The following is a 15,037-nucleotide window of genomic DNA, read 5'->3' as shown; positions in this document are numbered from 1 at the left end:
CGGGGGCGGAACTTACCTTCCTTGCCGACCCAATATTCAGGAGGCTGACATGGCTACCGTTGCTGTTACCGACGCCACTTTCGACGAAGAAGTGCGCAAGTCCGACGTTCCCGTCGTGGTGGATTTCTGGGCTGAATGGTGCGGCCCCTGCCGCATGATCGGCCCGTCGCTCGAAGAGATTGCCCAGGAAATGTCGGGCAAGATCAAGGTCGTGAAAGTGAACGTCGACGAGAACCCCGACAGCCCGGCGACGCTGGGTGTGCGCGGCATTCCCGCCCTCTTCCTGTTCAAGGACGGCGAAGTCGTATCGAACAAGATCGGCGCAGCCCCGAAAGCGGCGCTGCAAAGCTGGATCAACGAATCGATCTGATCTACGGATCAGGTTTGACGGAAAAGGGCGCCCTCGGGCGCCTTTTTTCATATCGGCCAGCCGAAATGGCGCAGCCGCGCGCGCAGGCGCTCTTCGAATTCGGGTCGGCCTGCGTTGAGCGATTGCAGCTGCAGGAACCAGTAGAGGTAGCGAGCGACCGGCGGCGTCTCGTGCAGTTTGGCGAAGGCGGCCTCGATCCCGTCGCGCGGGACCGATCCGGCGATGTGGTGGAAATCCGACAGGCCGAACAGGATCGCCGGTTTGCGCAGGAAGAACCCTTCGAGGGCGAGCGCGCTGTTTTGCGTGGCGACGAAGCGGCAGCGGCGGAGCAGCTCGGGCGAGCCGCCGGACTGGAAGCGAAAGCGCGGGTGGCGGGCCGCGATCGCCTCCAGCGCCTCGATTTCGCGTGATGTGTAGTCCTCGTTCGGGTGCAGGGTCGCCACGACCGGGCCGGAATGCCGGGCCAGAACCTCTTCGATCATCTGCACCGGGCTCACCGACTGAAACGAGCGGTGATCCAGCAGCCGTCCTTGCAGCGGAATGAAGGCCAGATTCTCCTCATCGGACGGTTTTACGCCGGGATAGAGCCTGTTTCGTGTGGAAAAGAAGAACTCCGCCGCAGCCTCTCCATCCACCTCATCGGCGTCGAAGGCCGCCTGCGCGACGGGCCAATCCCAGCGCTCCGCCTCCGCCTCCACATGCCAGAACGCGCCGACATAGGTCCGTCGGCAGGTCAGCGCCCGCGCATGGGTCGGGGGCTCCATCCGGTAAAGCGCATAGCCCTCGCGCGCAGGGGCCGCCGCGCGCGCCTCGGGGCCTGTCCGATGCAGGCTGACGGTCCAATCCGCCGCCTCGACCGCCCCGATCAGCCGCTTGAAGAAATTGTGTTCACCGGCCCGGACCTGCTCCAGAATCCAGTCATCGAGATAGATCGAAAGGTGCTGCGCGCTCATGCGGTGACGCTAGCTGCAGGCTCCCGCACCGGCAAGCGGGGTTGCAGCCCTGGCCTGCGGGTTACATATCTTTGGCGCAAACGGAGGACTAACATGGCCGAAGAGAAATTCCCGGGCTGGCACGGCACGACGATCATCGGCATCCGCAAGGGTGGTAAAGTGGTGGTCGCGGGCGACGGGCAGGTCAGCCTTGGCCAGACCGTCATCAAGGGTTCGGCGCGCAAGGTGCGCCGCCTGAGCCCCGGCGGTCACGACATCGTGGCGGGCTTTGCGGGCTCTACCGCGGATGCGTTCACCCTGCTGGAGCGGCTCGAGAAGAAGCTGGAGGCTTCGCCCGGTCAGCTGATGCGCGGCTGCGTGGAACTGGCAAAGGATTGGCGCATGGACAAATACCTGCGCAATCTCGAAGCGATGCTGATCGTGACCGATGGCAAGGACCTCTATGTCCTGACCGGCGCGGGTGACGTGCTGGAGCCGGAACATGGCATCGCCGCGATCGGCTCGGGCGGCAATTTCGCCCTCGCTGCGGCCCGTGGGCTGATGGAAACCGATCTCGACGCCGAGGCGGTCGCGCGCAAGGCGATGGCGATCGCGTCGGACATCTGCGTCTACACCAATGGCAACCTGACGGTGGAGAGCATCGGTGGCTGAGCTGACGCGCGACGATCTGCGCGCGGCGGTCGCGGCTGGCCATATCAACGAGGCGCAGGCCGCGTCCGTGATGGCGCTGGCGAGCAACCGCCTCGCCGGTCGCGCAGCCCTTCCCGCCGAGGACGAGCCCTTCGAGCTGTTCAAAGGCTTCGCCGAGATCTTCGTGACCGTCGGCCTCGGCATCCTGATCTTCGGGTCGTTCGGCTTCCTCCTCTTCGCGGGTGGCAAGCTGGGTTACGCGATGCTGATCCCGCTGATCGCGCTGCTGGGCGAATATTTCACCCGCAAGCGCCGGATGGTGCTGCCGTCGATCCTGCTGACGCTCACGCTGGGCGGGGCGGTGCTGGCGAGCTTCCTCGGCATTCCGATCCTCGGGATGCGTTTCATCGCCGAAGCCCCGAACTTCGATCTCGCGCTGGTCGCGACCGCCGTGGCGCTGATCGCATGGTTCCTGCGCTACCGGGTGCCATTCTCGATGTTCCTCGTGGGGCTTTGCGGGCTGGGCCTGCTTCTGTCCTTCGCGAAGGGCTTCGACCCCGAAGCGCCGATTTCTCAGACGGTCGACCTGTTCGATCTGTCGAACGGCTCGGCGCTGTCGCTCGCGATGCTGGTCTTCGGGCTCTTGGCGCTTGCAGGCGGCATCTGGTTCGACATGCGCGACCCGCATCGGCTGGGCCGGCAATCGGCCTCGGGCTTCTGGCTGCACGTGCTCGCCGCCCCCGCGCTGGTCAACACGCTCGCGCTGACCTTCTACAAGATGGGGCCGGGGACGGGCTATGTGCTGCTGCTCGCCACGCTTGCCGTCTTTGCGGCGCTGGCGCTGATCATCGACCGGCGCTCCTTCTTCACGGCCGGGATCGGCTACATGATCTTTCTCAGCTTCTACGCTTTCGGCGACGCCGCCGATCCGCGCAGCTGGTGGATCACGCTGATCCTGATCGGCCTCTTTCTCACCGCGCTCGGCTCTTTCTGGACTGAGCTGCGCACGCGCCTGATGCGCGCGCTTCCCAATTTTCCCGGCAAGCACCGCCTGCCGCCCTATGCCACGGAGTAATCCATGACCGATCTGACCCCCCGCGAAATCGTCTCGGAACTCGACCGTTTCATCATCGGCCAGAAAGACGCCAAGCGCGCCGTCGCCGTTGCGCTGCGCAATCGCTGGCGCCGTCAGCAGCTGCCTGACGATCTGCGCGAAGAGGTTTATCCGAAGAACATCCTGATGATCGGCCCGACCGGCGTCGGCAAGACCGAGATCTCGCGCCGTCTGGCGAAACTGGCCCGCGCGCCGTTCCTGAAGGTCGAGGCTACGAAGTTCACCGAAGTCGGCTATGTCGGCCGTGACGTGGAGCAGATCATCCGCGATCTGGCCGATGTCGCGATGGTGCAGACCCGCGAGTATATGCGCGAAGAGGTGAAGGCGAAGGCGCATCAGGCCGCCGAGGATCGCGTGATCGCCGCGCTCGCCGGCACTGATGCGCGCGAAAGCACCCGCGAGATGTTCCGCAAGAAGCTGCGCGACGGCGAGCTCGACGACAAGATCATCGAGTTGGACGTGGCCGATCAGTCCGGCGGCATGCCGATCGGGATGATGGGCGGTCAGCCGGGCATGGAGCAGCAGATGCAGGGGCTTCAGGACCTGTTCAAAGCCTTCGGCGGCAACCGCACCACGCGGCGCAAGATGACCGTCTCGGAAAGCTACGAGACGCTGATCTCGGAAGAGGCTGACAAGCTTCTCGACGACGAGACGGTGAAAACCGCAGCCCTCGAGGCCGTGCAGCATTCCGGCATGGTCTTCATCGACGAGATCGACAAGGTCACGGCGCGCTCGGATGCGCGCGGGGCCGATGTCTCACGCGAAGGCGTGCAGCGCGACCTGCTGCCGCTGATCGAGGGCACGACCGTCTCAACCAAGCTCGGCCCGGTGAAGACCGATCATATCCTCTTCATCGCCTCGGGCGCGTTCCACATCGCGAAACCCTCGGATCTGCTGCCCGAACTGCAGGGCCGTCTGCCGATCCGCGTGGAGCTGCAGGCGCTGACCGAGCAGGACTTCACCCGCATCCTGTCGGAGACCGACAACGCGCTGACCCGCCAGTATCAGGCGCTGATGAAGACCGAAGAGGTCGAGGTCGCCTTCACCGAGGACGGCATCGCGGCGCTCGCCCGGATCGCGGCAGAGGTCAACCAATCGGTTGAGAATATCGGCGCACGACGGCTCTATACCGTCATGGAACGGGTGTTCGAGGAGCTGTCCTTCACCGCGCCCGACCGTGGCGGACAAAGCGTCACTGTCGATGCGGAATTCGTCGAGAAGGAGCTGGGCGATCTGACCCGCGACACCGATTTGAGCCGCTACGTCCTCTAGGGCACTGGCACCTCGCGCGCGCTCTGTTATCCTCCTGCGGGAGGGATGCGAGGCACGGGCGATGGCGCGGTTTCTGATCGTAATCTTGATGCTGAGCTTGGCCGCCTGCGCACCGCGTGGGCGGCTTGCCTATCTCGATCACCCGGTCGCCGATGCGCGCTCGATTTTCGTGGGCTCGACCCGGGCACCCGATCCGCAGACCGGCCAGCCCTTCGGCACCGCGCGCAGTCAGCAGCTGCGGCTCGCACGCTTCGATGTCGCCACGCCGCCGGATCGCGAGGTGGCCGAGATCGCCTATCCGATGACCGACACGTCGCCGGTCGACCCGGACAAGCAATTCCTCGTCTCGCAATCCGAGATCGACATGAAGCGCCCCGCGTTCCAGTCGGAGCTGCGCGCGGCGCTGCGCAAACATGACGGGCAGGCGGTGCTGTTCGTGCACGGTTTCAACAACTCCTTCGCCGAGGGGCTCTATCGAATGGCGCAGATGGGTGCGGATTTCGATCTGCCCGGCGTGCTGGTGCATTATTCCTGGCCGTCGCGGGCGAATGTGCTGGGCTATGCCTATGACCGGGATTCGGTGCTTTTCGCGCGCGACGGGCTGGAGAGATTGATCGACGATCTGAACGCGGCGGGGGCGAAACGCATTCTGATCGTGGGCCATTCGCTGGGTGCGGAACTGGTGATGGAGGTGCTGCGTCAGGAGGCGATTACGCAGAAACAGGGTCGATTTTCGACGATTTCCGGGGTGGTCCTGATCTCGCCGGACATTGCGGTGGATGTGTTCAAGACACAGGCCGCTGCGATCGGCACGCTGCCGCAGCCGTTCATCATCTTCACCTCCGCGAAGGACCGCGCGCTGCAACTCTCGGCGCGGCTGTCGGGCAAGCGTGACCGGCTGGGCAATCTGGAAGACGTCTCCAGCATCGCGCATTACAAGGTGACGCTGATCAACGTCTCGGCCTTCAATACCGGCGACGGGCATTTCAACGTCGTCACATCGCCTGCGCTGATCCGGCTGCTCGACAGCGCGCAGAAAGTGGCCGAGGTGCTCGAGGTCGAACAGTTCGGGCGCACGGGGCTGGGCGATGCGGTGGTGCTGACGGTCGAGAATACGACGCAGATCATCCTCGCGCCGATCTCGGGCGGTTAGCGGATCCGGCGCAGATAGACGTAATAGGCGCCCGCACCGCCATGTTTCAGATGCGCCTCGTTGATCTGCATGACGGCGGGTGCGAGCGGCATCATCCGCAGCCATTGCGGCACCTGATGGCGCAGCACGCCGACACGCCGCGGGATCGGACCGTCATCGTCGCCGCGCTTGCCCTTGCCTGTGATCACAAGCACCAGCCGTTTGCCGTGGCTTTGCGAATTCAGGATGAAGCGGATCAGTTCGGGATGCGCCTCGGCCAGCGTCAGCCCGTGCAGATCCAGCACGCCTTCGGGCTTCAGCTTGCCGCGCGTCATCGCCTTATGCGCCTTGCGGTCCATCGTGACGGGCTGGCGCGCGAGATGCTCGCCCGGCTCCGGGGCCAGATCGTGACGGCTGGACGATGGCTTGGCGTGCTGGCCGAGCTCAAAACTGCGCAGCCCCTCGGCCTTCGGTTTCGGCTTGGGTTTGGGCGCCAGAAAAGACTCTAATTCGGCGGCATCGGCCTTTTTCGGGCGGTAATTCTCCGTGGTCGACGCCACACGATCCCATAGCGCGCGTTCCTCGGGGCTGAGTTTGCGTTTGCGGCTCATGCGCGCCTCCGCAAGCCGATCATCCGGCCCTTGGCGTTGATTGCGCCCGCGATGCGCCCGGCATCCGCGCCGGTGCCGATGAAGAGATCACCGCGCCCCGCGCCCTTGATCGCAGAGCCCACATCCTGCGCCACCATCAGCCGCTGCCCAAAGCCGGGGCAGTCGATCCAGACCGGGCTGCCCAGCGGCACGACCTCGGGGTCCACGGCGAGGCTGCGTCCCGCGCTCACCGGACGGCCCATCGCGCCCAGAGGGCCCGTATCGCTTGGGATATCCAGCACCCGGAAGAACACGAAAGAGGGGTTGTGATCGAGCAGCCCCTGCAACTGATCGGGGTTCTCGGCGGCCCAGCGTCGGATGAACTCGGGCGTCATCTCCTCGGCCGGGGCTGCGCCGCGCGCGATCAGCTCTTTGCCGATCGAGCGGTAGGGATGCCCGTTCTTGCCGTCGAACCCCAGTCGCAGGCTGCCGCCATCGGCAAACCGCACCCGCAGCGAGCCCTGCACCTGCGCGAGATAGGCCTCGATCGGGCTCTCCAGCCAGACCAACTCGTGCCCCGCCAGCAGATCGCCCGCCGCGATCTCGGCGCGGGTGAACCACAGCGAATTAGACCCTAATTCACCCGGTTTCGCATAAAGCGGCCAGGCGAAGCGGTCGGATTTCTCCCGCGCGCCGGGCAGTTCGGGTTCGTAATATCCGGTGAAATGCGCGGCCCCCTCGGGGGCGATTTCATAGGGGGCGAAATAGGTCTCCAAGGCGGCTCGCGCGTCGTCCAGCCCGGCCGTGTCCATCCCATAGAGATCGGCCGTAACGCAAAACGCCGCCCAAGCGGCGGCGTGATCGTCCCGGGTCCATCCGGGAATATCGGCGAAGGACAGCGCCACAGGCTTCAGCCGCCCGTGGCGACGAGCTGCCAGTTCGGGTCATTCGCACCCATCGTGCGCGCGAAGGTCCAGATGTCACGCTGCTTGCGCGGCGATTTGGGATCGCCCTCGACCACCTCTCCGGCGGCGTCGCGCGCGACCGAGATGATCTCGGCCCCGAAGCGCACGGTCACTTCGGCCTCTTTCGTGGAGTGGTCGAAATCGGCATTGCTCAGAACCAGCTCGCGCAGGCCGAGGAATTCCGCCTGAACGTCGAGACCCTTCTCCTTGCGCGCCTCCACGGCGCCCTCGAAGGCCTCGTAGACCTCGGCGGACAGGAAGGGGCGGACCTTTTCCAGATCGCCGGTCTCGAAAGCCATCAGAATCATCTCATAGGCACCGCGCGCGCCTTGCAGGAATTCCGAGACCGAGAAGCTCGGTTCGACCCGTTTCATCGCGGCCAGCGCCACGGCGGCGGTCGAGCCTTCGGGCACATTGTCGATGATATCGTGATCGGGACCGCCTTCGATCACGTCGAAATCGCGCTTCGGCGTCGGCGTGTCCGGCGTTTCGGGCGCGATCGGCTTTTCATAGCCCTCACGGGTCCCGAGCACGCTTTTCAGCTTGAAAATCAGGAAGATCGCAATCGCCGCGAGGACGATAAGCTGAATGACGGCACCGGACATCGAGACCCCTGTGTTTGGCTTCATGTTTGTTTCTAGGTCAATGGCTACTTATGTAAGGCGTCAACTAGTTCAAGTCCACCGGCGCAGCTTGCCCGGAGACGCGATAAAAGAGGATGCCATGTGGATCTTTCTGGCCTTTCTGGCCGTGCCGCTGATCGAGATCGGTCTGTTCATTCAAGTGGGCGGGCTCATCGGCCTGTGGCCGACGCTGGGGATCGTGTTGCTGACCGCGATCGTAGGCACGTCGCTGGTCCGCCGGGAAGGGGCGCGGGCGCTCAACGATCTGCGCAGCTCTCTCAATGAATTGAGCGACCCGTCGCGGCCGCTGGCGCATGGCGCGATGATCCTCGTGGCCGGGGTGCTGCTGCTGACGCCGGGCTTCTTCACCGACACGGTCGGGATCCTGCTGCTGATCCCCGGGATTCGTGACTGGGTGATGAAAGCCGCGGCGAGCCGGGTGAAGGTGCAGCGATTCGAGATGGGCGGCGCGTATCGGACGACGACCCAATACGATCCGCGCCGCGAACCTCCGCACCGCCCGCGCGATCCGGAGATCCTCGACGCCGAAGAGGTCGAGGAGATGACCCATCGCGACGATCCCAATGGCAAGCCTCCCGGCGGGCCGTCCGGCTGGACGCGTCATTGAGAATTGAGGCTTCTCCCAGCCAGTGCTAAACCTCGCACAATTAATTTTGGGAGAGGTCGATGACTGACGAAGCAAATGGCGAGACCAACGGCGCCGCGGATCCGCAGCAAGAGCAACAAGGGCTGCGCATGAACATCCTCGCGCAATTCACGCGCGACATGTCCTTCGAGAACAATGTCGCCACGAAAGGCGTGCAGACCAGCGACATCCAGCCCGAGATGCAGGTGCAGGTGTCGCTCGATGCCAAGAAGCGCAACGCCGAGCACCAGTACGAGGTGATCACCAAGTTCAAGATCACCGCGAACAACAAGTCGGACGGCGCGACGCTCTATCTGCTCGAGCTCGATTACGGCGGCATCTTCCACGTCGAAGGCGTGCCGGAAGATCAGCTGCATCCGTTCCTGCTGATCGAATGTCCGCGCCAGCTGTTCCCCTTCGTGCGCCGCATCGTTTCGGATGTGACCCGCGACGGTGGCTTCCCGCCCTTCAACCTCGAGATCGTCGATTTCGTCGCGCTGTATCGCAACGAACTGGCGCGTCGCCAGCAGACCGAAGCGCCCGCGACGGTCTGATTCGTCAAGCTGGCCTGAGGCGCGGCATCGTGCCTCAGGGACAAGCTGACACCGTGACTCTGGCCTGTCACGGACCCATTTTGTAACGGTGATCCCGTCCGCGACCCGGGCAGGATCACCGGATTCAGAAGAGGTATCATGGGCCAGATACAGGCATGGATCGAGGGCACGCTCGCCCCTGTCGACGTGATGGATGCGCATCGCGAAGGGATCCGCCACCGGGCGGTCTCGATTTTCGTCATGGATGGCGAAAAGCTTCTTTTGCAGAAGCGCTCGGAAAACTGCCTGCAATCTCCCGGTCTCTGGTCGAATACCTGCTGTAGCCACCCCGATTGGGGGGAGCGTCCCGAGACCTGCGCGCTTCGGCGGCTGCGCGAGGAGCTGGGGATCGAAGGGCTCTATCCCGCCCATGCCGACCGCATCGAATACAGGATGGATATCGGCGACGGGCTGATCGAGCATGAGGTGGCGGACATCTACATCGCCTATGCGCAGCGCGGCCTTTCCTTGAACCCCGATCCCGAGCTGGTCTCGGAGACCCGCTGGATCGGTCTTTACGACCTCGGGGCCGAGGTGCGGCGCTATCCCGATCGGTTCTCGCGCTGGCTCCGGTTTTACATGCACGAGCATATCTCCCGCATCCTGCCCGCGCTGATCTGCTGAGCGGTGGGGATTTCTGCCGATCGCCTTAAATCGCTACGCGGAATTCCGCGCTTGCCCTAGCTTTCGTACCGCTTACCTGTAACTCTGCTCTCGATTGGGCGGGGGCATGAGTAATGGGACCGAAGACCATCCGAGTTTTTCATTTGAGCGTGGCGGCGCTTGCGATCCTCGCGACCCCGGCACTCGCATATTCGTTGAAGTTCAATACCCCCGGCGCGTCGGACGATTTGCGCAATACGATCAAGGGCGCGTCGCTTCTGGTGCAATCCGCAGACGACGACAGCAAGGACGCGCAGGACGTGCTTTCCGAGGCGCGCGCCGACTATAACCGGATCGTTTCGGCGCTGTTCGCCGAGGGGCGGTATTCCGGCACCGTGTCGATCAAGCTCGACGGGCGCGAGGCCGCCTCGATTCCGCCGCTCGATGCGCCTTCCAAGGTGAACAACGTCACCGTGACCGTGACGCCGGGCCCCGAGTTTACCTTCTCGCGCGCCGATATCGCGCCGGTCGCGCCGAAAACCGATCTGCCCGAGGGCTACAAGGTCGGTGCGGTCGCGAAATCGGGCGTGATCGTCGATGCGGCGAGCGCGGCGACGACCGGCTGGCGGGATGCGGGCCATGCCAAGGCCAAGGTCTCCTATCAGAACATCGTCGCGGATCACCGCGCCAATCAGCTGGCCTCCGACGTGCGTCTGGCACCGGGGCCGCTGGTGACCTTCGGGCAGCTCGAGACCTCCGGCAACAAGCGTCTCCGCACGAAGCGCCTGCGCGAGATCGCGGGTTTCCCCACTGGCGAGGTCTATGATCCGAAGAAGCTCGATAAGGTTCAGTCGCGGCTGCAGCGCACCGGGATTTTCTCGTCGGTCGCGATCACCGAGGCGAAGACGCTCAACCCCGATGACAGTCTCGATGTGAACCTCGCCGTGGTCGAGCAGAAGAAGCGCAAGCTCGGCCTCGGCGCGGAACTCAGCTCCAGCGACGGGCTCGGCCTGAACGGCTACTGGCTGCACCGCAACCTCTTCGGCGGCGGCGAACGCTTCCGCGTCGATGCGGGCATCTCGGGCATCGGCGGCGCGACGGGCGGCACGGATTACTCGATCGGTGCGCGGATCGACCGCCCGGCGACCTTCAACCCGGAAACCAGCGCCTATATCACGACCGAGATCAGCCAGAAGAACGAAGAGGATTACACCGAGAACGCCTTCGATATCGGCTTCGGTCTGACGCGGATCTTCAACGACAAGCTGACCGGCGACGTCTCGATCAATTACGGCTGGTCCAAGGTGACCGACGATTCCGGCGAGACCTATTTCCGGCAAGTTTACCTGCCGACGAAACTCACCTGGGACGATCGCGACAACAAGCTCGATCCGACCAAGGGCTATTACATTCAGGCCGGCGTGACGCCCTTCGTGGGGATCGGCGGCGATACCGGCACCGGGGCGCAGGTCACCGGCGATCTGCGCGCTTATCGGGGCTTCGGACAGGACAATCGCTTCGTGCTCGCGGGCCGCGTGCAACTTGGCGGGGTCTATGGCTCCGATCTCGAGGAAACCCCGCGCGACTATCTGTTCTATTCGGGCGGCGGCGGCACCGTGCGCGGCCAGCCCTACCAGTCGCTTGGCGTCGAGGTGCTCGACGGCGGCACGCTGAAGACCGGCGGCACCGAATTCGTGGGCTTCCAGGGCGAGGCGCGCATCGGCATCACCGACAAGATCGGCGCGGTCGCCTTCTACGACTACGGCTATATCGCGGGCGGCGGCGAGTCGGGCTCGCAGGCGGGCGCGGGTCTCGGCCTGCGCTACAAGACGGGCATCGGCCCGATCCGCCTCGATGTCGGCTTCCCGGTCTCGGGCGGCACCGGATCGGGGGCACAACTCTATATCGGTATCGGGCAGGCTTTCTGATGAAACGTTTCGCTATCCTTCTCGCCTTCTGCCTCACGCCGCTAGTCGCCACCGCGCAGGACAGCGCGCCGCAGACCGCGGACGGGGCAGGGGCCGCGACCGAGGAACAGACGCAGCGCGACCGCTCCTATCTGACCGGTCTGATCGAGGATAACCTCTCAGGCGCCGGGCGCACCGTGCGGCTCGACGGGTTCTCGGGCGCGCTGAGTTCGCGGGCGACCTTCGATCAGCTGACGATCTCCGACAAGGACGGCGCGTGGATCACGATCAAGGATGGCGCGCTGCAGTGGAACCGCTCGGCGCTGCTGACCGGCAAGATCGAGATCGACGAGCTCTCCGCCGCCGAGATCGACCTGCCGCGCCTGCCGACCTCCGAGGGCGGCTCGACCGCCCCCAGCCCCGAGGCCAAGCCGTTCCAGCTTCCCGATCTCCCGGTCTCGGTGAAGATCGGCAAGATCGACGCGAAGAAGGTGATCCTCGGCGAGCCGATCCTCGGGCAGGAGGCGACGGTCAAGGTGACCGGGTCGATGTCGCTCGCCGGCGGCGAGGGCAATGCCAAGCTCGACATCACCCGGACCGACACCAAGAAGGGCAAGTTCTCCCTCACCGCGTCCTACGACAATGGCACGCGCGATCTGGGCCTCGATCTGCTGGTGGATGAGGGCAAGAACGGGATCATCGTCCAGAAGATCGGCCTGCCCGGAAATCCGGCGATGACGCTGGCGGTGTCCGGCAGCGGGCCGCTCGACGATTTCACCTCCGATATCGTGCTGAGCACCGATGGCCAGCAGCGTCTGGCGGGTCAGGTCTCCATCGGCAGCAAAACGCCCGACGGCGCACCCGAGGGCAGCCCGCCGCTGACGACATTTTCCGTCGCGCTGGGCGGCGATATCCGTCCGCTTCTGCCGCCCGATTACCACGAATTCTTCGGCAACGAGGTCGCGCTGGTCGCGGATGGCACGCGCACGGCCTCGGGTCAGACCACGCTGAACACGCTCGATCTGAAATCGCGTGCGCTGCAGCTGAACGGTTCGGCGCAGATGGGCACCAACAACATGCCGGTGAAATTCGACCTCACCGCCAATCTCGGTCTCGGCAATGGCCAAGAGGTGCTGCTGCCGATCTCGGGGCCGAAAACCTATGTGCAGTCGGGCAAGCTCGACCTCGCCTATGACAAGGCCGAAGGCGATGGCTGGAAACTGACGGGCCGTCTGAACCAGCTGCGTCGCGAGGATGGCACCAAGATGCTGACCGCGAACCTCTCGGGCTCGGGCCGCATCCAGCAGGCCTCGCCGCCCTCTGCGGGTGGCACCGTGCTCTTGGGCATCAACGGGCTGGAGCTGTCCGATCCGAAGCTGAGCGCGGCGGCAGGCAGCGCCGTCACCTTGCGCACCGTCTTCTCGTGGCAGCAGGACAAGCCGCTGCGCCTGTCGCAACTGGCGCTGAAAGGCTCCGGCTACAGCCTGAATTCCAACCTCACGATCGACAATATCAGCGAGGGCGTCACCATCGAGGGCGCGGCGCAGATCGACCATTCCAACCTCGCGATGTTGTCGGATCTGGCAGGGCGCAAGCTCGGCGGATCGGCGCGGATGACGGTCGCGGGGAAATACACCGTCCTCAGCGGTGCCTTCGACGCCAATCTCAACCTCGTCGGTCAGGACGTCTCGATCGACCAGCCGCAGGCGGATCGTGCGCTGGCGGGCCGGTCGGAAATCGCGATCTCGGCCAAGCGCGACGAGACCGGGGTGACGCTGGATTCGCTCAACGTGCAGACGCGGGCGGGCACGCTTCAGGCGCAGGGCACCTTGGCCAGTCAGGATGGCAAGCTGACCGCCACGCTCGACACCAATGACCTCTCGGTTCTGGGCGGCGGCTATCGCGGCGCGCTGGCGGCCGATGCGACGGTGACGCTGAACGGCGATCGCTACGGCGTGACGTTGAAGGGCACCGGAAAATCCCTCGCGATAGGCCAGCCCGAGGCCGACAAGCTTCTGGCCGGGACGACCAACCTCGATCTGCGAGCGAGCTACGCCAATGGCGCGGTCGAGGTGCAAAGTCTCGACCTGAGCAATCCGCAGCTCGACGTCTCGGCGAAAGGCACTGCGGGGGAGACCTCGCGCCAGATCGATCTCAACGCGCGTCTGGCCAATGCGGCCCTGCTCGCGCCGGGCTTCCCGGGGCCGGTGACGGTGTCGGGCACGGTGGTCGACGACGGCAGCGGCTATCAGCTGGACCTCTCGGGGACCGGGCCGGGCGGTACCGATGCGAAAGTGTCGGGCCGCGTGGCGTCGAATTTCGCCGATGCCGATCTCGCAATCACCGGGCAGGCGCAGACCGCGCTCGCTAACAGCTTCATCGAGCCGCGCTCGGTTCAGGGCCCGCTCAGCTTCGATCTGCGGATGAACGGAAAGCCGGGGCTGGCGGCGCTGTCGGGTACGGTGACGGCGAATGGCGCGAAACTCGTCGCGCCCAATCTCGGCATGGTGCTGGAAGACGTGAACACCCAGGTGGACCTGTCGAACGGGTCTGCGCAGCTTGGCCTGACCGGGCGGCTCGGCACGGGCGGGCAGATCACCGTCAACGGCCCGATCAACCTCTCCGCGCCTTACGACGGCAATCTGACGATCCGCTTCGACCGCGCGCGGCTGAAGGACCCCGAGCTTTATGACACCCGCGCTTCGGGCACGATCACGATGGACGGGCCGCTTGCGGGCGGCGCGAAGATCGCCGGGCGCATCACGCTGAGCGATACCGAATTGCGGGTGCCCTCCTCGGGTGTCGGCGGCGGAGCGTCGGTGCCCGACGGGATCGAGCATGTCGGCGAAAGCGCGGCGGTGCGCGAGACGCTGAAGCGCGCCAACCTGCTCAATACCGGGCAGACGGATGCGAATGGCGCCGCCACGGCGTCGGGCCCGTCCTATCCGCTCGATGTCACCATCGCCTCCGAGCGCGGCATCTTCGTGCGCGGCCGCGGTCTGGACGCGGAACTTGGCGGCTCGCTGCGGATCACCGGCACCACCGCGAACGTGATCCCGATCGGGCAGTTCCAGCTGGTGCGCGGGCGGCTCGACATTCTGGGCCAGCGTTTCACGCTCGATCAGGGCCGGATCGCGCTGCAAGGCGCGCTGGTGCCCTATATCGACTTCACCGCGACCACGACGCAGGACGATTACACGATCTCGATCAACATTCAGGGGCAGGCGGACGAACCGCAGGTGACCTTCACTTCCTCGCCCGAGCTACCGCAGGACGAGGTTCTCGCGCGGCTGATCTTCGGGCGGTCGATCGACAATCTCTCGGCCTTGCAGGCGGCGCAGTTGGCCTCGGCGGTCGCGACGCTCGCGGGCAAGGGCGGCGAAGGGATCATCGGCAAGCTGCGGAAGAATTTCGGGCTGGATGATTTCGACGTCTCGACCGATGCGCAGGGCAACACCCAGCTCAAGGTCGGGAAATACCTGTCGGACAATATCTATACCGATGTCACCGTGGGCGGCGACGGCACCTCGCAGATCAATCTCAATCTGGATGTGACCAAGAGCCTCACCGCGCGCGGCACCGTCGGCTCCGACGGCAAGAGCGGCATCGGCCTCTATTTCGAGAAGAACTACTGATCCA

14 protein-coding genes are annotated in these 15,037 nt (G+C 64.9%); 10 read left to right on the top strand and 4 right to left on the bottom strand.

What is annotated here, in order from left to right:
• The first annotated feature begins 49 nt into the window (after positions 1–49).
• Positions 50–370, top strand: a complete 321-nt coding sequence (trxA, locus tag AXZ77_RS18890) for a thioredoxin (protein ID WP_078522726.1) — start codon at positions 50–52, stop codon at positions 368–370.
• Between the two features lie 47 nt (positions 371–417).
• Here trxA and AXZ77_RS18885 read toward each other — a convergent pair whose 3' ends face one another.
• Positions 418–1,323: a hypothetical protein gene (locus AXZ77_RS18885; RefSeq protein WP_098412334.1), complete on the bottom strand. Its 906-nt coding sequence runs from the start codon at positions 1,321–1,323 to the stop codon at positions 418–420.
• A 93-nt stretch (positions 1,324–1,416) separates the two neighbouring features.
• Here AXZ77_RS18885 and hslV point away from each other — a divergent pair, with 93 nt between their 5' ends.
• From hslV to AXZ77_RS18865, 4 genes are all read left to right on the top strand, one after another.
• Positions 1,417–1,974: an ATP-dependent protease subunit HslV gene (hslV, locus tag AXZ77_RS18880; RefSeq protein WP_078522728.1), complete on the top strand. Its 558-nt coding sequence runs from the start codon at positions 1,417–1,419 to the stop codon at positions 1,972–1,974.
• A complete protein-coding gene (locus AXZ77_RS18875; protein ID WP_098412333.1) occupies positions 1,967–3,028 on the top strand; it encodes a hypothetical protein in 1,062 nt (353 codons plus the stop codon). Before hslV ends, AXZ77_RS18875 begins: the two co-directional genes overlap by 8 nt.
• A gap of 3 nt (positions 3,029–3,031) precedes the next feature.
• Positions 3,032–4,339 (top strand): ATP-dependent protease ATPase subunit HslU, encoded by a 1,308-nt coding sequence (hslU, locus tag AXZ77_RS18870; protein WP_098412332.1) that lies wholly within the window; start codon positions 3,032–3,034, stop codon positions 4,337–4,339.
• 61 nt (positions 4,340–4,400) lie between these two features.
• Positions 4,401–5,492 (top strand): alpha/beta hydrolase, encoded by a 1,092-nt coding sequence (locus AXZ77_RS18865; protein WP_098412331.1) that lies wholly within the window; start codon positions 4,401–4,403, stop codon positions 5,490–5,492.
• On the opposite strand, the gene AXZ77_RS18860 is transcribed toward AXZ77_RS18865, so the two are convergent.
• The 3 genes from AXZ77_RS18860 to AXZ77_RS18850 are packed head-to-tail and all read right to left on the bottom strand — an operon-like array spanning position 5,489 to position 7,631.
• Complete coding sequence (locus tag AXZ77_RS18860; protein WP_098412330.1) at positions 5,489–6,082, bottom strand: Smr/MutS family protein; 594 nt, start codon at positions 6,080–6,082, stop codon at positions 5,489–5,491. The two genes, AXZ77_RS18865 and AXZ77_RS18860, sit on opposite strands and share 4 nt — an antisense overlap.
• Complete coding sequence (locus AXZ77_RS18855; protein ID WP_255266547.1) at positions 6,079–6,966, bottom strand: murein transglycosylase A; 888 nt, start codon at positions 6,964–6,966, stop codon at positions 6,079–6,081. The genes AXZ77_RS18860 and AXZ77_RS18855 overlap by 4 nt, the downstream gene beginning before the upstream one ends.
• Positions 6,967–6,971: 5 nt before the next feature.
• On the bottom strand, positions 6,972–7,631 hold the full coding sequence (locus tag AXZ77_RS18850) for a Tim44/TimA family putative adaptor protein (RefSeq protein ID WP_078522789.1): 660 nt from the start codon (positions 7,629–7,631) through the stop codon (positions 6,972–6,974).
• 118 nt (positions 7,632–7,749) lie between these two features.
• Here AXZ77_RS18850 and AXZ77_RS18845 point away from each other — a divergent pair, with 118 nt between their 5' ends.
• The 5 genes from AXZ77_RS18845 (at position 7,750) to AXZ77_RS18825 (ending at position 15,033) form a co-directional block, all read left to right on the top strand.
• On the top strand, positions 7,750–8,277 hold the full coding sequence (locus tag AXZ77_RS18845; RefSeq protein WP_078522733.1) for an FxsA family protein: 528 nt from the start codon (positions 7,750–7,752) through the stop codon (positions 8,275–8,277).
• 59 nt (positions 8,278–8,336) lie between these two features.
• Complete coding sequence (gene secB, locus AXZ77_RS18840) at positions 8,337–8,849, top strand: protein-export chaperone SecB (RefSeq protein WP_098412329.1); 513 nt, start codon at positions 8,337–8,339, stop codon at positions 8,847–8,849.
• A 135-nt stretch (positions 8,850–8,984) separates the two neighbouring features.
• On the top strand, positions 8,985–9,512 hold the full coding sequence (locus tag AXZ77_RS18835) for an isopentenyl-diphosphate delta-isomerase (RefSeq protein ID WP_098412328.1): 528 nt from the start codon (positions 8,985–8,987) through the stop codon (positions 9,510–9,512).
• A 113-nt stretch (positions 9,513–9,625) separates the two neighbouring features.
• Positions 9,626–11,419, top strand: coding sequence for an autotransporter assembly complex family protein (locus tag AXZ77_RS18830; RefSeq protein ID WP_098412327.1), 1,794 nt, complete (start codon positions 9,626–9,628; stop codon positions 11,417–11,419).
• Positions 11,419–15,033, top strand: coding sequence for a translocation/assembly module TamB domain-containing protein (locus AXZ77_RS18825; RefSeq protein ID WP_098412326.1), 3,615 nt, complete (start codon positions 11,419–11,421; stop codon positions 15,031–15,033). Before AXZ77_RS18830 ends, AXZ77_RS18825 begins: the two co-directional genes overlap by 1 nt.
• Positions 15,034–15,037: the final 4 nt, after the last annotated feature.

The organism is Thioclava sp. ES.031 (assembly GCF_002563775.1).
Classification (GTDB): domain Bacteria; phylum Pseudomonadota; class Alphaproteobacteria; order Rhodobacterales; family Rhodobacteraceae; genus Thioclava.
This window is presented reverse-complemented; position numbering and strand designations above follow the sequence as displayed.